The sequence below is a fragment of the Bacillus cereus group sp. BfR-BA-01330 genome, assembly GCF_022663885.1.
Lineage (GTDB): Bacteria > Bacillota > Bacilli > Bacillales > Bacillaceae_G > Bacillus_A > Bacillus_A cereus.
In genome coordinates, this window is sequence record NZ_JAKUGK010000001.1 from 51,062 (window position 1) to 69,329 (window position 18,268).

The window sequence follows — 18,268 nt, forward strand, 5'->3', positions numbered from 1 at the left end:
ATGAAGAGAATCGGGAAATAGTTACATATGTGGAAGGGGAGCTTTTTTATGATTGTAGCACTTCAAAAAGTTCAAGAATCAGAAAAAGAAATATTACGTAATTTGTACGCTTTATATCTTCATGACCTTTCTAAGTTCACTATGAATATAACTATCGGAGCGAACGGATTTTTTGAATACGAAGATTTGCATATGTTTTGGAAAAATGACGGAATCACGCCGTATTTTATAAAAGTTGATCAGAGTATTGTAGGATTCTTATTACTACTGGAACGTCCGTTTTTGAAGAAGGAAAATGATTTTGGTATTAATGATATTTTCATATTGAATCAATATAAAGGAAAAGGAATCGGTAAACAAGCTGTTGAGAATTTACTAGAAGAGAAGAGAGGACAATAGTTCGTTATCGAACTTGTAAAAAATGTACCAGCATTGTCGTTTTGGAAGAAAGTATATAAAGAATTAAACATTGAATTTGATGAGAGAGCGCAGCTAATTGATGATGAAGAATGTCTCGTTCAAACGTTTAAAATTTAATGAAATTGGTGTTCCTTTTATATTAATTTGAAATTTAACTTTATCCCGCTATTTGCGGGCAGTAAGCTCCCACTGATTAAAGTTTCACTTTATTTTGAATATACCGTTTCCCCTTGAAAACATATTAAGTATCGCTTATATTTTCATATAGTATTTATTTTTTAAACGAAGCAATGAACGAACCAGGGGGCGCAGTATGGCAATTAACATGAGAACAATCGAAGAATGGATTGCTGAATCAAATGCAAGACATGAAGAAGACTTTGGACACGTTGTGGAAGAAATGAAAGAAGTATGTGTCGGACTTGATAACGCGACATTAATTTATACGAAAAATGTATTTTGTTTCGGTAAAAAAGTAGAAGTATTTTTCTTCTTCCAAGACCATGTCGTGATTGGACAAGAAAAAGACGAATATGTTGAGATTGAAAAATTAAAGTATGATGCCATTACAAATAGTAACTTAAAAACAAATGACAAAAATACTACGTTAGAATTAAAGTTTGCTAACGGACAATCTATCAATTTAGATAGTTTAAATGATAACTACGGTACGAAAAATTGGTTATTTGCTAGACAAATTAAGAGTATTTTTAAGTTAATCTAGTAAAAAAGCAGACCCTTTGAGGTCTGCTTTTTATTTAATTCCTATTACACAAAGACAATCTCTTTCTTCGTAACATTGTACACTTGTAAATCCTGTTTTATAAAAGAGATTTATTAGTTCTTCGGTCGTGTTAAATTTCTTCATATGATATTGAATTTTGAAAGTTTCAGCCACTAATAAAAAGGAGCCGTCCGGTTTTAAGATGCGAAATACTTCTTTTATATCTTGTTCAACATCAGGCCAAAAATAATGAGTTTGAAAGGCGGTAATGAGATCGAAGAAGTTCGTATGATGTGGAATCGAAGAAACGCTTGCTTGTTGAACAATTACTTTTTGTTTTTGAACATCTTTTGCATTCGTCTGTATAGAATTTTTCACAGCTTGATCGGAGTAATCAATCCCATATATTTCCCCAAGTGGAGTTCGTTTTGAAAGAGTGTGTATGGTTTTACCTCCACCACAGCCGATGTCTAATACGACTGCATCTGTCTTTATATGTACTTTCTGCAAAGCCCAATTTATTAATCTCGTATGTGCAGCGTTCATAATACAAAGCATGGAGGAACCAATTGTTCCGCTAGGATTTTTTGCTTGCTGAATTAACCGTTGTAAAATGCTCAAGTTAAATTCTCCTTTTATGTAAGAATATATACTCATTTCGCCTTTTATAAATTAAATCCTTTAAAAAAGCACGCCGATAGACGGCGTGCTTCTAACAATGCAAAGCCCCTTTTAACCAATTCCGCGCCCGATATGCCCCAACTGGAACTTGAATAAGAGATGTTTCATTCCCAGCATCTATTCCGTACAATTGATCACATGAATTTGTATCAAAACTAAGTAAAGGATGCCCGCCCATCCCCATCGCGGTCGCTGCAAAAACGAGTTTATGAACAAGTATACCTGCTTCCATTTGATGAATACGGTACCCTCTATAGCCTAATGCATTTGTATAATAATCTTTCTTTCCGACTACATGTAGGCAAAGTGATACTTGAAAAAGGTTTACGTTATCCATCGTCATACTGGATTGAAGAGGATAACGAAGGTCCCCATATCGAAGTGGTTGTATGGAATGCGTTTTACTGTTATAAGTGTAAGCGCCGTTTTTTATATCTTTTACATTATAGAAACATCCATATAATGAGACGCGCGCATTTTCATTTATATACTTACCATCAAGGTCGTTGGAATAAGGGAGGGAGAGGCTCGCTTCTTGTAGTAAAGTAGCGAGCTCGGCTGCATCCCATTTCGTTAAAGTAAAGTCAGCATCAGGGGAATACCGTTTTCTGCAAAGTTGCAAGAAATCATAAGATAAACGCTCTACTTTCGGCAGTTGTACAGCATGCTCATGATATTGATAGTGCTCTTCATGAGCTAGTGTTTGGAAGTGTGCTGTCGATTCGATCATAGAAGCTTCATTTATTTTTGTTATCATCGGATATTCATCTACATGTTTTGAGCGAACGAAATGTTCATGTGCGAGCGGCGGAATTTGTTGCAACAACTCACGAGAAGTAAATGTTTTATTTTCATGGTAATCATTGTGAAACCAATTAGTTTCTGGCTCTGTACTTAAAGGAATAACGGCATACACACTTTCTTCACCTTCTGACAATCCGAGTAAATGGTTCAGTGCACGGTCTAGAAATTGAAAGTATACGCCGTTCGTATAACCGAACTGTTTGGCACATTCAAGTAATTGTCCAATGAGAACCCCGCTATCTAATCCTTGAAGGCGATATGAAAAGTTATTGTATTTAAAGAAGTTTTTCCAAAACATAGTGGATACGAATGCGGCACCGAAACAATCATGTATATTACAGCGGTTACCGAGTGCGTCTGCTAAATAAGAATCGAAATTTCCTTCGCGAAGTAAAATAAGCCGGTGATGCGCGGCGTCATAATGGTAAATGCCGTCTGGATAATCGTCAATCTTTAAATAGATATACAATTCATTAGGGTATAAGGCACCGCCTGAAGGAATGGATCTACGTAATACATTTCTCCCGCTATTTAGCTGACATAATTGTGTTACACCAAATGAATACCAAAGGTAGTGACCAATCTCATTTAGAGTAGGTGTAGTAGAAGAGTTCGATAAAGATAACGGGATTTCTAAGGAGAGCGGGATGGTAGGTACATTTCGATATAATTTATAAGGAAGCGGTGCGTCTTTCCAGTCCACCTCATGATTTGGCATAATTTCATCGATAGAGAAATGGAGATGATGTAAAAAAGTATTTAGCTGCATGAAATCCCTCCTTTACTATGGAAACGGATGTGGATGTGGATTTAATCTTTCATTTGTTAAAGGTTCGTCTGTATATCCAAGTGTCATCGGTACGGTATATATCCGGTCCAGTCCTGTAACCCGAGTAAGATGGTGTCCGAACGTCATCGGTAACATACCTGGAATAATAACTTTTACACAGTGTAGTCCGTTCTTTTCTATAAGGGGAACGGTTTGATCTACAACGATTACTTCAAGGTCAGATTGATGCAAACGATTTAAAAGTTGGTGGAGATCGGATGTTAAATCCATATCAAATGATTGTGATACATTTATTTCTTGGAACGTTTGCACCGGTGCATCTTCTCGTAAAAGGAAGTGAAGACGTTCTTCCGTTTCTTTCAATCCGTACAGCATACTATGGTCTTCCATTTTATTAACGAAATAAGGATCTTGTAAGCACTTTTCGTAGTATTCTCTTTTGTGCTCGAGCTCATCGTCTGTTATAAGTAACATGCCTGCTATTTCTTGAATGGCACTTTTTAAAGCTCGAATAGGATCTAAATGAGCGCCTCCCGCACAAACAACGTTCATTCCATTTTCACGCGTATTTTTTGCAATTACCCATAAGCTCGGGATGCCGTGTTCCATCGTCGCGTTAAAAGCGTGTAATTCATATCCGGTAATCGTACGTAACCGCTGGATCATTAATTGTAATTCTGTATCATTTGCTGAATTAAGATCAAGGCGGGGAAGAGGTAATTCGGCATACCAAGTGAGTAAGAAGGCATCACGCTCTACAATTTCTAAAATGCCGTGAAAAATCGCTTCTTCTAAACTACCGCCAATTGCACATCCATTTGATGTTTCATACACGAAAGCGTCTCGATGACCGAGGCTATAATAAGCAATTGATTCAGGAACTAAAAGCGGTCTGTTTTGTGATAAAGAATATCCCCATACCCAGTTTTGCTCATAATCAGGATCAAATGGTTTAAATGGAAAATTATCACGATTGTAATGTTCATTTGTATGTACACCGAGCGAGAGGGGATTTAGTGCGTGTTCTTCTAAATCATGAAAACTACCATGCACATTTGTCTTTTTCCCGCGAGGCGACATCCCGCAATATCGTTCTAAACCTTCTAAAATAGCAGTTGCTTCACTCACTGCAAATGAATGAGTTCGGCCTGCAACACCTTCATTTCCGAACATTAATGGCATGTTTATAATGACGTCAGCGAATGGTAATAATGAATGCTGCATTTTGCCGTTCAACATACCGACCCGATAATCTAAATAGTCTCTCGTTAAAAATGTGTTTAATTCATGAATGGAACGGCAGCGATACGTTTCGGTGCTTACTTTTAAACTCGGTTGTAAAGAAATTTCCGCCGCATCCGCAGTATCATTAGGTAAATTACTACATACAGGACAGAGAGGATCTGGAAGAAAAGAATGCCGCGTACATTGTAATGTTTGTAAGTTTAGTAAAATAAGTTCATTTTCTAAAGAAGAATGGTTATGAGTTAATATTTTTTCTGTTTCTGCGCAAATAAGATGGCACATTTGTAACATTCCATTTTGGGTGGCACGTACATCACGCCTCGTTACATCATCTGCTTTAAAGGCATATTTCCGCTGTAGTTCCCACATTTCTTTTTGGTCAAAGCCAGCGATAAAACGGCGTCCATCAGAACAATGGGAACATCCGGGCGTAAGAGGATGAATGTAAGGACCGATAATACCTTCGCCAAATGAAGTAAAACCACGTAGCCATGGAATATGATTTGACCGAAAAATTAGCTCAGCGTCATGATGAATAGTAGAAGGAGATCCGTCATGTAATACGAGAGCGAGATGAATATTTTCAGGAAGTACTTCTGGAAGGGTATGCTGACGAATGATGGAATATTGTTTGCATAATTGATCATGTACATAGTCTGCAAGAAGGCCATCTCCTATAAGCAATATATTTTGAGTCATAGACCGTCCTCCTTTGCAATTAATACCCCATACACACCGTCTAAGTTTTCTTTCAAAAATGGTTCGATTGCTAAATCAAACACGAAGGGATAAAAATTATGTTCTTCTAAATGCTGTAAGGCAAGCTGTAAAGATTGTGCGCTTGGAATTTCTTCTTCCGCTTGTATTTCCACTCTAAAAGAATCCGTGTCATATAAAATAATAGATGATTCAGGCAAGATATTAGCTCTGTAAGGAGTCTCTTCACTTTGAATGTGGAGCAGTGATAGTTGTAGTGCGTTCCGTAAGGCTAACGTCATATTAATATTAGATGCACCGTACCATCTATCATTTATACCAACCCAAATGACTGGAAAACTGAGAATCTCTTCACTCATTGCAATTTTAGGTGTTTCATGAATTGTAGCAAGAGCATCGTAATAAAATCTACAATGTTTATCGTGAATATCAGTTAAATCAATCGTTGTAAGTTCTTCTAGCATATGTGACTGCCGCTCATACAGTTTATTGTTTAAATGTTGTTGTAGTGCCCGGTAAAATCCTTCTGTCATCGTTCCTCCAGCACCGATACCGATATCGTTATGTTCAGGAATAAGGCGGTGAATGATTTCTGCTACATATGTTTCAATTCCTGTTAAACCGGCTTCTCGGCGTGCTTCATTATGAGTCAATCCACTGCAAGTCATAAGAGGCAGAAGGGGAGCTGGGCCATCTGATAGTGGAGTGGCTACTTGAATATAGCACTGTGATAACGGTAATTGATATGAATCTTGTTCATCCCATACATGGAATATACCGGCTTCTTTAGAAGTTAATGAGTCGAAAAAGCGGAATATATCAGTTGAAGTATGTTGGCCATACCGATGCTCAAGTTTTTCAGAAAGATTTTCTATCGTATCAATTGTAAAACTTTCATCAGTTGCAAGAGGGTGTTTTATAAAAGGATGCCACGTTCCTTCAAGTGTTTCATAGTTTAATAAAAAGAATTGTGATTCTTTTTCACGATAAGAATCATCCGCGACATGTTTAAACAATTCAAAAACGATTACATTTGCTAACATGGCAGATGTAATTTGTGAGAAGGAATCCGATGAATTTTCATTTTGTAAAGTCGTTTCATGTAGCCGATGCCATGCGGATTCCCAGCATTCATCACGATTTTCCGTTACGACAGGCCCAGCTATACCGAGTGTAGATAAACAAATAGCTGGTATAAAATTCTTTTTCGTTTCTCTACAAATAGTGTGAACTGTTTTTAAACCGTCAATGTCTCCGTTTTGAGAAACATATAAAATCCAATCAAAAGGTTCGAATACTTCATGCAAGGGACGGTCAATTGTAGTATCGATTTCTTGAAGGAGTACACTGTTATCAACTTCATATGCACGTTCTATTAGCTCATGTATTCTGTCATAGTTTGTTTTATCTCGATCTGTAACGAGGTAATGAAATGTAGGTAAACCAGATTCTAATAAAGAAGAAACTAAGGAAGTAAGCATATCCCCAGAACCAAGTATAAGGACATTTGCCCCGCGGTACGTTTCAAATTTTAAAGCACCTGAATGAGAATCAGCTTCTAAAAATTCAATTTGCGAAGCATATCTGTCGAGTAATGTACTGTTTAATTTATGAGGTGCATCTTGATTTGCATCGCGAACGAAACCATTTTCATATAAAATCTCTCCAATTTCAAATACACGATTTTGATAGGGGAGAGGGAGGCCATCGGTTATTTCTGCTAAAGAATAATTTCCGTTAAACATTGGCATTAATTTTTCAATCCAGTCATAAATTCCATCACCGTCCATGCGAAATGAACTGGCGTTATTTCGAAAATAGACACCCCCGTTTGAATCGGGGAGGAAGAAAGTATCCTTATTTACTTTAAGTTTTGCATGAATTGGAAGGTTATTCATTTTAATCCTCCTTACGTTTAGGCATACATTATTACTTTATGTCATGAAATTTGTCCCGTATGAACACAATAAAAAAAGGCTGTAGAATGATTCATTCTACAGCCTTTAATAGATTTTTAATCTATCAACCTTCTAATAATAATGACTTTGGATCTTCAAGCATATCTTTAACAGCAACAAGGAAGCTAACTGCTTCTTTACCATCAACAATACGGTGATCGTAAGATAAAGCAATGTACATCATTGGGCGGTTTTCCATACGCTCGTTATCAATTGCAACTGGGCGTACTTGGATTTTATGCATTCCTAAAATACCAACTTGAGGGCTATTTAGGATCGGTGTTGACATTAGAGAACCGAATACACCACCGTTTGTAATTGTAAATGTACCACCTTGTAGTTCTTTTAATGAAAGTTTGTTATCGCGTGCTTTTTTACCTAATTCACGAATTTCGCTTTCGATTTCAGCGAAGTTTAATTGGTTAGCATCGCGTACAACTGGAACAACTAATCCATCTGGAGCTGCTACTGCAATACCGATATCATAGAATTTTTTAATGATAAGCTCGTCACCTTGAATTTCAGCATTTAATAATGGGAATTGTTTTAATGCTGCAACAACTGCTTTTGTGAAGAATGACATGAAGCCAAGACGTACATCATGTTTTTTCTCGAAAGCATCTTTGCGTTCTTTACGTAATTCCATGATCGCACTCATATCAACTTCGTTAAATGTTGTTAACATTGCAGATGTTTGTTGAACTTCTACAAGACGTTTTGCAATTGTTTGACGGCGGCGGGACATTTTCACGCGCTCAACTGGTTTTTCGAATTCCGTTTTTGCAACTGGAGCAGGAGCTGGACTCTTTGGAGCAGCTGGTGCTTCTTTTGGTGCTGCAGCATGAGCTTGTACATCATGTGGTCTCACGCGTCCAAGTGGATCTGTACTACGTACGTCGTTTAAGTCGATTCCTAATTCACGAGCCATCTTTCTAGCAGCTGGTGATGCGATAGGACGGTTTGTATTTGGTAACCCTTGTAGTGTTGCAGTTTGCTCAGCACTTGGTGCCGCAGCTTTCGGTGCTTCAGCTGTTTCTTGTTTTGGTTGCTCAGCAGCCGGTGCAGGTGTACTTACTGCAACTGGTGCTCCATTAGCATCTAAAATTGCGATAGTTGCGCCAACTTCAACTGTATCCCCAGGTTCGCCTAGTAACTTCGATACAATACCTGAATCTTCTGCAATGATTTCTACATTGACTTTATCAGTTTCAAGCTCAACAACGCTGCCACCTTTCTCAACTTTGTCGCCTACGTTGATAAGCCATTGTGAAATAGTTCCTTCAGTAATAGATTCTGCAAGCTCAGGTACTTTAATTTCGATCATTTTAAATGTCCTCCCCTTATTTGCCTAACGGTGTGTTTTTTCTTCTTTTGTCTTCGGTAATCTCCATTTGTTAGCCTGGCCTTGGGCAGATATTCTGCCCAAGGAACAAGCTAGAAACCTTCATTGTTACTTTTTAGTTGCTGTAAACTTCAATTTCTTGTTTATCTTGACGGAAGTTATACTTCACATCTAAAGCATGTGCAACAATTAGCTCTTGCTCAGCTTTGTGAGCGAATGGATCGCCGCCAGATGGACTAGAGCGATCAGGACGTCCAATGTAGCCTGTTTTCACTTTATCTCCAGCAAGTTCGAACAGAATTGGAGCCATGTAATGCCATGCGCCCATATTACGAGGTTCTTCTTGAACCCAAATGATTTCTTCTAAGTTTTTAAAGCGTTTAATAATAGATTGAACTTTCTCAGCAGGGAATGGGTACAATTGCTCAATACGAACGACATGAACTTCGTCTAAGTTGTACTCATGTTTACCCGACTCGATTTCTGCTGCTAAGTCAATCGCCATTTTACCTGTGCTTAAAACAAGACGTTTTACTTTATTTGGTTTCATGCCAAGGTTTTCTTGTTCTAAAGCAGGTTGGAAACGTCCTTCGCTTAACTGACTAGCAGTTGAAAGCGTAAGTGGGTGACGTAATAAACTCTTCGGCGTCATCAATACTAATGGTCGAACAGCTTCTGTTCCTAAGATAGATGCTTGACGACGCAGGATATGGAAGTATTGAGCCGCGCTCGTTAAGTTTGCAACTGTCCAGTTATTCTCAGCAGCTAACTGTAAGAAACGCTCTGGACGTGCACTAGAGTGCTCTGGTCCTTGACCTTCATAACCGTGTGGTAATAGAAGAACTAAGCCAGATTTTTGACCCCATTTTGCTCTTCCAGCTGAAACATATTGATCAAATAATGCTTGCGCAGTATTTGAGAAGTCACCATATTGCGCTTCCCACATAACAAGAGTTTCTGGAGCGAATACGTTATAACCATATTCGTAACCAACAACAGCAGCCTCTGATAACGGACTGTTATGAACAGAGAACGATGCATTAATGTTTGGTAAGCGATGTAACGGTGAATATGTTTCATTTGTATCAGTATCGTGTAATACGATATGACGGTGTGCGAATGTACCACGCTGTGAATCTTGACCAGTTAAACGAATTGGCGTACCTTCTTGTAAAATAGAAGCGAATGCTAACGATTCAGCAAGTGCCCATTCAATTTTACCGTTCTCTTCAAGAGCATCTTTACGGCGCTCAAGAATTTTCTTCACTTTCGGATATACGTTAAATCCTTCTGGCCAAGATAGTAGACCTTCATTAATTGCACGAAGTGAGTCAATCTCAACACCAGTATCAATTGGTTGAATACCTTTTGCAACAACATCTGGTACTTTAACGTGAATTGTTGCGTCGCTCGTATCAGCTGGTGGTACTTGTGCATAGTCGGATTTTAATTGCTCTTGTGTAAACTGTGTAATTGTTTCAACCTCATCTGCATTTAGAACACCAGCAGTTTGTAATTGATCTGCATAAATTGCCCTTACAGTTGGATGGTTTTTAATTTTTTTGTACACTTGTGGTTGCGTAACTGCTGGATCATCCATTTCGTTATGACCGTAGCGGCGGTAACCAATTAAATCGATTAAGAAATCTTTTTTGAACAACATGCGATATTGAATCGCAAGGTTAGCAGCTGCAAGACAAGCTTCCGGATCATCAGCGTTCACGTGAACAATCGGAATATCGAAACCTTTTGCAAGGTCACTAGAATATTTCGTAGAACGAGAATCATAGCTATCAGTCGTAAAACCAACTGCATTGTTTGCGATAACATGAATCGTTCCGCCTGTTTGATACGCGTTCAATCTGCTTAAGTTGAGTGTCTCAGATACAATACCTTGACCAGGGAATGCAGCATCACCATGAACTAAAATTACGAATGATTTTGAAGTATCTTGATCTGGAAGACCAGATTTTTTACGATTCTCTTGAGCAGCACGTGCGAAACCTTCTACTACAGGATTCACGAACTCAAGATGACTCGGGTTATTTGCTAATGTCACGCGAGTGCTAACTTCTTCGTTACTAACGACTTGTTCTCTACCTAGGTGGTATTTCACATCGCCAGTCCAGCCAGAATTAGCCACTGCGCCTTCTATTTTTGCATGTTTGAACTCAGCAAACATGTGGCTATATGGTTTTTCTAATACGTGAGCAAGTACGCTTAGGCGACCGCGGTGAGCCATACCAATCATGACATCCTCAACGCCGTTTTTAGCACCTTCTAGAACAATTTCATCTAAAACAGGTACAAGCATATCAACGCCCTCGATAGAGAAACGTTTTTGCCCAACGAATGTTTTATGCAAGAATTGCTCGAAACCTTCAACAGCTGTTAAACGTTTTAAAAGAGCAGTTCGTTTTTTATTTGATAGTGGTTGACGCAATGAATTTGATTCCACCATTTGATGCAACCACGCGCGTTCTTCACTATCTTGTATATGAGAAAATTCATAAGCTAAAGATTTTGTATAAACGTCTTTTAATCTATGAATTACATCAAGTGCAGTGTGAATACCTTCTGGTGCATCTGGCCATACTGTTTTCGCTGGAATCGCTTTCAAGTCAGCATCGCTCAGTTCGCTCATTGCTTTCTCAAGAAGAGATTGTCCATTTGCAGCATCTTCCATCGGGTTGATGTGAGCCAACGTGTGCCCGAAAGAACGAATCTGCTCAACTAGTTGAACGACTTTAAGAATTTTTTCAATGTTACCTGTGTTTTGAGGAGAAAAATGTGTTGCTGTGTTGTCCCCTGTTACGACATCATCTTGAAACGAAGGAGCTCCAAAAATTTCAAAAAGCTCTTGTAATTCCGGATCAACAGAACCTGCTCCAGTTACGTAAAGATCATACTGTTCAATAACATAACCAAGGTTCGGACCGTGGAACTTGGCCCAAGGGTTTGTCGTTGTATTCTTCCTCGTCATTTGTTTAAACCTCCCAATGCATATAATCCTTTTCCATACAAAGGTGCATTTTGCTCTTTTTCAATAAGTAATAAATCAATAATCAATGTAAATGTTTTCTTTACTCTTATGTTATTACAATAATTTACATAATACCAAACACTATTACTTATCTGTTTTGTAAAAAAACATTCACAATAACTTATCACCCAAGTTAATCTTTCATGTTATAAAGTAATTTTACAGAAAAATGGGGTGGATATATTTGGTATGCCTATACTAATAGCTATAATTGTTGCATTTAAATATAGGTGTAATAGTTAGAATGTTTCGATAAAATTAGTTTGAATTATGTATATTGAAATAATAAGCGCTTTCATAGATATTATACAACAATATAACGGAATATAGTATAAAAAATAAAAAATTATGAATTTATCGTAAACTTTATTTAGATAGTGTTAAATATTGAAAGGAAAGTGAAGGATTTCTACAAAAAAAGTTGCTAAACATAAAAAATGCTCCATAAACAGTTAGTTTCTATAAATATGACGAAAAACACCGTAAAACAAATAACGTATTTCGTGAAATAAAGAAATAAATGAAATGTTTTAAAAGGATAAAACAAATATGGAGATATTAAATTTTAAAAAAAGAAGTGAGGAGATATAGTAACAGTTATTTACAGTGTTCCGTGTTTCGCTTCAAAATAGACGTGCTGAAATTGAAAAAAAGTTTCTTCTATATAAATAGCGTGAATAATAATCAAAATATATGTAAAGGGAACTTGACGTAAAGTTTCCTTTACATATATACTCGGTATATGGAAGGAGGGAGAAATTTCCTTGGAAAATAAAATGGTCGAATACCGAAAAAAATTTGGACTATCTCAAGAAAAGTTGGCTGAGAAACTTGGAGTTTCCAGACAAACCATTATCTCAATTGAAAAAGGGAAATACGATCCATCACTTCCGCTAGCATTTGAAATAGCGAAAACATTTCAGACAACAATAGAACATGTATTTATTTATAAAGGAAAAGAAGAGGGGGAATAGGGATGAATTATTCACAAAAGTACTTTGTAATTATGGGGATTATTTTTCTATTTATGAGTGGATTTATGATATTAACAGGTATAATGACGCATTCTGCACCGCCAGCCATAACGTATCCATTGCTTGGGATGATGATTATGAGTTTCTGTCTAAGCTACTTGCACCCGCAATTTAAAGAAAAAGATGAGCGAATGAAACTTATTCGTTATAAAGGAATGTTTGTAACCTTTTTTGCGTTAACGGCATATTATCTTCTTTTCTCTATCGGCTTAAACTTAAAAATACTTACACTATCTGCTACTGAATTATTAAATATACTTATGGCACTTACAATGAGTACAGTTTTTATCTCATTTGTTGTTTTATCAAAAAGATATTAAGATGGAAGAGAGAAAGGAAGATTAACATATGCAAATGATGTATGCTTTTGGCATTGGGCTTGTATTATTTTTAGCCGTATTCTTATTTATTCGTAAAGACGTTCAAGGCGGGACGTTAACGAAACGAGGATTTTATAAATTAATCGCCTGTTTAGTTGTTATGCTTATAGCGATTATTGTAATGATTGTTTTAATAAGTCAGTCACTATAGAATGTAAAAACGGAACCTTACTTCGGTAAGGTTTTTTCTTTATTGTTCAACCTAAAAATTACCACTAAATCCATTTACTATAAATGACTTGTATTATATAATCCAATGAAATGATAGATAAGGAGTGTAGTATATGAATAAAAAAACTATCTTCTATTTATTAACTTGTCTACTACTTGTAGCTAGTACTACTTATATAATATGTAAAAAAAGAGAACAAGTGCCACCTATATTAGTATGGGACGAACAAGAATATTATGTTACGAATGAACCTGCCAAAGTAGAAGAAGTTGGGCGAAAACTTGGCGAAGTAACAAGGGAAATTAAAACAAGTAAAAAACCTACTAAAAATAGAGAATCTAATACATTACAAGAGAAAACAGAAGTATTCACAATGATTGAGGAAGAAAAAAGTGAATATCCGCCTTTAATCATAAAGGAAGCTTATAGTGATGAATATAGGGTAGTGAGGCCGATGTCGAAGCAGGTATTGTGATGAAAAGGAGAATCTTTTGTAGACAGTAATTTAGTATTCGTGGTCGTTAAGAAAAATATTTGTCTTTTCCTCCTATCGGTGCCGTTTACATTTTGATGAATAGAGGAGCAATGCAAAAGAGAGATTTCATTTTATATTTATTATTTACTGCTATGAATATATCACTTTGGTTATTGCTTATGATTTTTGATTGGAGTATGTGGATGGTAGTAGGGCATTATTTGTTTGGAGCAGTTGTTATTGTTTTTTCGAATATGAATAAGAGCTAAGCCAGCAACCTTAAAGTTGCTGGTTTTTATTTTGCTATTTATAATGAAGAAACAAATTTTTAATAGAGAGTAGTGGGCGTTATGAGATGGAAAGAGGGAACGTTTGAAAAAATAGACACGAATAACTCATCTGTTGAGCAACTTATAAACACGTTTAAGGAACAAAACTTAATTGGTGGAGCAATAATAAGCTGTTTTAAAGTGCATAACGAAAATTTTTTAAAGAAATACCACATTCGAAAGATGGACATGAGCACTTCTTTAGAAGAATCTTCAACTCTTTAGATATAATCAATAACTTAGAAGAGTTAAAAATACATACATCAGACAAATATAAGTTTCGTTTTAAAGAGCAGCTGGCAGTTATGCTTGATGGTAGCATTGCTGCGCAAATTTTGTGGGGCGGAGCATATGAAGGGTTTAAGGAACGACCAGTTATCGCAAAACAATTAGCAGTCAATGTATGTCAATATATGTTCCAAAATCGATACGAAGATATTAAAGTGTTCAAAAGCTATCGCCCTTGGACAGATTGGTTTTACGATGTTGCGTGGGATGTTACTTGGATGGTGTTAGATAGTAGGGAACAGAAAATGTGGTTCATTTGTGCTACGGATACAGATTGATAGAAGAGGGACCTTGTAGGAATGCTGCAAGGCCCTTTATCTTTTGGGAATTAATAGAAAACGAATCATATAAATGCTATACTAAAAAATGTTTGTAATGTCAGTTTCATAATATTGTATGATGCTGACTTACTAGAAAAGATAAGAGGAGAATGAGCGTGCAAAAGATAAAGAGATTATTGCTATTAATGATGGTAGTAGGATTAACAGCAGGTGTTTTAGCAGGGTGTGCAAATCCGAAAGATACTACAGAAGAATTTTTAACAGCGATACAAAAAGGTGATGTAGAAAAGGCTCGTACATTTGTTGAGAGTGACAAGGAATTTAATAAGCTAAATGAAAAAACAGATGATGCTGAGGCAAAAGCAATGCTAAGTGCAATTACAAAGAACTTTAAATTTGAAAAGCTAGAAGAAGTATCGAAAAAGGATGACAAAGCAGAAGTGAAAGTGAAAATTACATCTGCTGATCTATCCGTTGCTGTAACAAAAGCAGTGGGAGAAGTTATGCCAATGGCCTTCGCTAGCGCATTTAGTGAAGACAAAGAACAATCTGAAAAAGCAATCGAAAAAACAATGACCTCAACTATCATCAAAAACTTAACGGATAAAGATGCAGCAATGGCAACTCGCGAAGTTACATTGAACTTAAAGAAAGACAAAGATGGCGACTATAAAATCGTTGCTGACGATAACTTGAAAGAAGTATTGTTTGCAAATGCGAAATCTTTGGAGAAGATGTTTGGTGGGAAGTAATTGAATTAGATAAAAAAGAGACACTATATCACGTAGAAGGTTGATATGGTGTCTCTTTTTTATATGACCCCGGAGAGGCTCGAACTCACGACCTCCACCCTGTCAAGGTGGCGCTCTCCCTGCTGAGCTACGGGATCCCAACTATAAATGTTACCATCAGCAATGTATTTTCATTTCATTCGTGTAATCGGAGGATTTGTACAATTTGTTGAGTATTGTAACATTTGATGTATTCCTATAATAGCAACGAACTTTAATGGTGTAAAGATGTAATTTTCCGAATATTTATATTCTAATTTTTGTATAAAAAAATAAGCCCCGAAGAGCTTATTTTAATAACAATATCAACGCAATTATCAATGATATTTTCAAAAATACAATCATAAATAATGGAGCTTGTTCATAAGCTATCGTCCTGTAACTGTCATTCCTGCTGTGTAAATTGTATCAATAGAACCGTCAGCACCTTTTATTTCGACTTTATAACGATATGTTCCATCCTCATAAATATCATCGCCATATCCTGTGAAAGTTGCAATTTCATCATTGCTTCCAGCTGGGACCCATTGATTTTGCCAACGGAAGTTGGTTTCAAATTCTCCCCATCTATCGCCATATTTCTTTTCAAGGCTGACATTGTAATGAATTTCTTCAGCTCGGTCATTTGTAATTCTTGCAATTACGCTGTTACCAAAAGTAACTTGTGTAGCGTGTACTTGAACTGTAACACCGTTCAACGTTTCGCTAGGACCACAAATATAACGACAGAACTCGCTTACTCCGTCAGCATGTGCTTTTGGTGTTTCAATGTTCATAACCGTTAAACCGCCTAAAGCTAATGCGCCAGTTAATAATACTTTACTAAATGCCTTCACTTGAAATTCCCCCTAAGTATATTCTCAATTCGTTCGATAGGCGTCACATTAAATAGTTTAATAAGATTAATCTAATCGAACACTTTTTTCCTCGAGTGCATTCGCTATGAATCTTTCATCTTGTAGTAATCTAATCCCTACATAAAATTTCATAGTTTTGATTCCATATATGTATCATGATTTACATAGAACAAATCTGTTAATACGTTTTGGTTATTTGCTTATTCCACTACTTTTTATTACCTTTTATTGGTAAAATGTTGATTTTATTATATACCATTATTATCTATTTACAAGAAAAAATCATACTGTATGCAAAAATGCATAATAAAAAACACTACTTGTATTCTGTAATTCAGAATACAAGTAGTGTTGGGTTTCAATTAATATTTAATTGGAACTTAATGCTAACTTTTTATGTTTAACAGTATACAATATATCATCGTTAATTAAAGTCATAATTGATAAAGCTTGTTCAGGGGACGCTCTTCCTGTTGAGCTATGGGATCTTTAAAAGAGAAAGTATAAGCGATTATGAGAGTAATGTATGAAGGGATAATGATGAGAAGCGAATTTAGTAGAAAGTAGTCTTTGGATGTAGAGGTTATATTATTTCCGATACCAATCCAAAGGACCTTCATCACTCAAATCAACAAGAAAAGGGAACAAGAAGTGTAAAGGTAAGCTTATAAGTTCTGGCATAGCGTTCACTGTTTTCTTTGATAGATATTGCCTCCCAAAACAATACGGACAATCTTTTTCAAATGCCAAGAGTATCGACCATACGTCTTTTACTTTCCACTTCGTTTTACAATACGTACAACGCGCCATTGAGTTCCTCCTTAGTTTAAGGTGTTTTCTAATATATTCTACTTTATTGTACGAAAGTCATTTGAATTTGATGTGGTAAAATGCAAAACAAGCCTAACCTCGTTCTACATTCAGGGAGGGGTTAAGCTTGTTTTAATTCCGTTCAAAGTCTCTTTGTATCAGGCTGTTTATACATTGCCTAGATAGCTTCGTGTTAAATTCGGGAGAATAATTTTTCCATCTTTACTGTATTTTTCGAATAGCTCTGATAGGAGAAAAATAAAATTTTTATACTGTTCGTCATTTTCTTTCGGAGCATAAGATGCTGATAAATTCCTTCCCAAAAACTCTTCATAATCAAAAAGTAAATCATTTTGATATTCTTTAAAATCATACTTTCCATCTTTAAAAAAGTTGTTAAATACTTCTGGAGTTTCATCTATTCCACCGCTAAAGCCTTTAAAGTTTGGACAGGTTTTCTGGCAAATTTCTGCATTCTCTTTAATAAGTGGACTAGTTAAATCTCTACTATTCCAAACAAGTGCAACATTTGCTTTTTGTTTTAAAATTCGTTGGCATTCGATTTTGAAAGCCTCTTTATTAAACCAATGAAATGCTTGGGCAACAGTTACTAAATCTACACTATTTTCTTTTAAAGTGGTATGTTCAGCAGTTGCTTTTATGGATTGAAAACGAGAATATAGTTTTAACGATTGCTCAGCCATCTTTCTCATATCATCATTTGGCTCAACTCCAATAACATGTAAACCACTTTCAAGCAGCTGGTGGCTAAATATCCCCGTACCTGAACCAATATCAGCCACAATCCGATTCCCTTTCAGTTGGTTAGCTGAAAGCAAGTAATCAATATATTCATTAGGATAACTAGGGCGATATTTTGCATATATATCGGCCCTGTCAGTAAAATTTTCTGTTGTTTTCACAGTACTACCTTCTTTCTTACGATATTATGTACAGAAATAGAAATTAAATATGAATTCCGGCATCAGTCTCTAAGTCTACAACTTAAGAGTCCAGCTAAATAGAGGGCCTCAGTTTCTTTATTCAAATATCCTTTATCCGTTTAGTATACTATTTTAGATAATATCTTCCAAAAGGCTATAATGGCTTACTTAACTAAATCCACA

16 protein-coding genes, 1 tRNA gene and 2 pseudogenes are annotated in these 18,268 nt (G+C 36.3%); 9 read left to right on the forward strand and 10 right to left on the reverse strand.

Features of this window, described 5'->3' with window-relative positions; translation table 11 throughout:
• Window positions 1-48 precede the first annotated feature (48 nt).
• Together MR112_RS00285 and MR112_RS00290 are read left to right on the forward strand one after the other, a co-directional pair.
• Window positions 49-537, forward strand: a pseudogene (locus tag MR112_RS00285) (GNAT family N-acetyltransferase).
• Between the two features lie 196 nt (window positions 538-733).
• On the forward strand, window positions 734-1,144 hold the full coding sequence (locus MR112_RS00290) for a DUF3908 family protein (RefSeq protein ID WP_071740052.1): 411 nt from the start codon (window positions 734-736) through the stop codon (window positions 1,142-1,144).
• A gap of 30 nt (window positions 1,145-1,174) precedes the next feature.
• Here MR112_RS00290 and MR112_RS00295 read toward each other — a convergent pair whose 3' ends face one another.
• The 6 genes from MR112_RS00295 to odhA form a co-directional block, all read right to left on the reverse strand.
• A complete protein-coding gene (locus tag MR112_RS00295; RefSeq protein WP_088345324.1) occupies window positions 1,175-1,765 on the reverse strand; it encodes a methyltransferase domain-containing protein in 591 nt (196 codons plus the stop codon).
• Between the two features lie 91 nt (window positions 1,766-1,856).
• Complete coding sequence (locus MR112_RS00300) at window positions 1,857-3,398, reverse strand: SagB family peptide dehydrogenase (protein ID WP_088345326.1); 1,542 nt, start codon at window positions 3,396-3,398, stop codon at window positions 1,857-1,859.
• Window positions 3,399-3,413: 15 nt separating this feature from the next.
• Window positions 3,414-5,363 carry a TOMM precursor leader peptide-binding protein gene (locus MR112_RS00305; RefSeq protein ID WP_075677560.1) on the reverse strand — a complete coding sequence of 650 codons (1,950 nt, stop codon included), beginning with the start codon at window positions 5,361-5,363 and terminating at the stop codon, window positions 3,414-3,416.
• Window positions 5,360-7,279 carry a putative thiazole-containing bacteriocin maturation protein gene (locus MR112_RS00310; RefSeq protein WP_242244706.1) on the reverse strand — a complete coding sequence of 640 codons (1,920 nt, stop codon included), beginning with the start codon at window positions 7,277-7,279 and terminating at the stop codon, window positions 5,360-5,362. The genes MR112_RS00305 and MR112_RS00310 overlap by 4 nt, the downstream gene beginning before the upstream one ends.
• A gap of 124 nt (window positions 7,280-7,403) precedes the next feature.
• The gene (odhB, locus tag MR112_RS00315) at window positions 7,404-8,663 is read right to left on the reverse strand and encodes a 2-oxoglutarate dehydrogenase complex dihydrolipoyllysine-residue succinyltransferase (protein ID WP_000569896.1); all 1,260 of its coding nucleotides are present in this window, start codon (window positions 8,661-8,663) and stop codon (window positions 7,404-7,406) included.
• Between the two features lie 133 nt (window positions 8,664-8,796).
• Window positions 8,797-11,664: a 2-oxoglutarate dehydrogenase E1 component gene (odhA, locus tag MR112_RS00320; RefSeq protein WP_242244707.1), complete on the reverse strand. Its 2,868-nt coding sequence runs from the start codon at window positions 11,662-11,664 to the stop codon at window positions 8,797-8,799.
• Window positions 11,665-12,488: 824 nt separating this feature from the next.
• Between odhA and MR112_RS00325 the strand changes: the two genes are divergently transcribed.
• The 7 genes and pseudogenes from MR112_RS00325 (at window position 12,489) to MR112_RS00355 (ending at window position 15,435) form a co-directional block, all read left to right on the forward strand.
• Window positions 12,489-12,698, forward strand: coding sequence for a helix-turn-helix transcriptional regulator (locus MR112_RS00325; protein ID WP_000428513.1), 210 nt, complete (start codon window positions 12,489-12,491; stop codon window positions 12,696-12,698).
• 2 nt (window positions 12,699-12,700) lie between these two features.
• Window positions 12,701-13,078 (forward strand): hypothetical protein, encoded by a 378-nt coding sequence (locus tag MR112_RS00330; RefSeq protein WP_001109902.1) that lies wholly within the window; start codon window positions 12,701-12,703, stop codon window positions 13,076-13,078.
• A gap of 28 nt (window positions 13,079-13,106) precedes the next feature.
• Entirely contained in the window at window positions 13,107-13,289 is a 183-nt protein-coding gene (locus MR112_RS00335) for a DUF3976 domain-containing protein (protein ID WP_001178291.1), read from the forward strand.
• Window positions 13,290-13,422: 133 nt separating this feature from the next.
• Window positions 13,423-13,785 (forward strand): hypothetical protein, encoded by a 363-nt coding sequence (locus MR112_RS00340; RefSeq protein ID WP_086402124.1) that lies wholly within the window; start codon window positions 13,423-13,425, stop codon window positions 13,783-13,785.
• Between the two features lie 110 nt (window positions 13,786-13,895).
• Entirely contained in the window at window positions 13,896-14,054 is a 159-nt protein-coding gene (locus MR112_RS00345; protein WP_242244708.1) for a hypothetical protein, read from the forward strand.
• A gap of 81 nt (window positions 14,055-14,135) precedes the next feature.
• Window positions 14,136-14,680 (forward strand): annotated as a pseudogene (locus MR112_RS00350) (hypothetical protein).
• A gap of 158 nt (window positions 14,681-14,838) precedes the next feature.
• Window positions 14,839-15,435: a DUF4878 domain-containing protein gene (locus tag MR112_RS00355; protein WP_001169495.1), complete on the forward strand. Its 597-nt coding sequence runs from the start codon at window positions 14,839-14,841 to the stop codon at window positions 15,433-15,435.
• A gap of 64 nt (window positions 15,436-15,499) precedes the next feature.
• Here MR112_RS00355 and MR112_RS00360 read toward each other — a convergent pair.
• The 4 genes from MR112_RS00360 to MR112_RS00375 form a co-directional block, all read right to left on the reverse strand.
• Window positions 15,500-15,572, reverse strand: a tRNA-Val gene (locus MR112_RS00360).
• Window positions 15,573-15,842: 270 nt separating this feature from the next.
• Window positions 15,843-16,310 (reverse strand): hypothetical protein, encoded by a 468-nt coding sequence (locus MR112_RS00365; protein WP_242244709.1) that lies wholly within the window; start codon window positions 16,308-16,310, stop codon window positions 15,843-15,845.
• Between the two features lie 609 nt (window positions 16,311-16,919).
• On the reverse strand, window positions 16,920-17,141 hold the full coding sequence (locus tag MR112_RS00370) for a hypothetical protein (RefSeq protein ID WP_000090211.1): 222 nt from the start codon (window positions 17,139-17,141) through the stop codon (window positions 16,920-16,922).
• 167 nt (window positions 17,142-17,308) lie between these two features.
• Window positions 17,309-18,064, reverse strand: a complete 756-nt coding sequence (locus MR112_RS00375) for a class I SAM-dependent methyltransferase (RefSeq protein ID WP_173602442.1) — start codon at window positions 18,062-18,064, stop codon at window positions 17,309-17,311.
• Window positions 18,065-18,268: the final 204 nt, after the last annotated feature.

Excerpts from the sequence above, each read along its gene's own strand:
- MR112_RS00290 (WP_071740052.1), top strand. The coding sequence starts at position 734 with ATGGCAATTAACATGAGAACAATCGAAGAATGGATTGCTGAATCAAAT.
- MR112_RS00300 (WP_088345326.1), bottom strand. The coding sequence starts at position 3,398 with ATGCAGCTAAATACTTTTTTACATCATCTCCATTTCTCTATCGATGAA.
- MR112_RS00305 (WP_075677560.1), bottom strand. The coding sequence starts at position 5,363 with ATGACTCAAAATATATTGCTTATAGGAGATGGCCTTCTTGCAGACTAT.
- MR112_RS00310 (WP_242244706.1), bottom strand. The coding sequence starts at position 7,279 with ATGAATAACCTTCCAATTCATGCAAAACTTAAAGTAAATAAGGATACT.
- odhB (WP_000569896.1), bottom strand. The coding sequence starts at position 8,663 with ATGATCGAAATTAAAGTACCTGAGCTTGCAGAATCTATTACTGAAGGA.
- odhA (WP_242244707.1), bottom strand. The coding sequence starts at position 11,664 with ATGACGAGGAAGAATACAACGACAAACCCTTGGGCCAAGTTCCACGGT.
- MR112_RS00330 (WP_001109902.1), top strand. The coding sequence starts at position 12,701 with ATGAATTATTCACAAAAGTACTTTGTAATTATGGGGATTATTTTTCTA.
- MR112_RS00335 (WP_001178291.1), top strand. The coding sequence starts at position 13,107 with ATGCAAATGATGTATGCTTTTGGCATTGGGCTTGTATTATTTTTAGCC.
- MR112_RS00340 (WP_086402124.1), top strand. The coding sequence starts at position 13,423 with ATGAATAAAAAAACTATCTTCTATTTATTAACTTGTCTACTACTTGTA.
- MR112_RS00345 (WP_242244708.1), top strand. The coding sequence starts at position 13,896 with ATGCAAAAGAGAGATTTCATTTTATATTTATTATTTACTGCTATGAAT.
- MR112_RS00370 (WP_000090211.1), bottom strand. The coding sequence starts at position 17,141 with ATGGCGCGTTGTACGTATTGTAAAACGAAGTGGAAAGTAAAAGACGTA.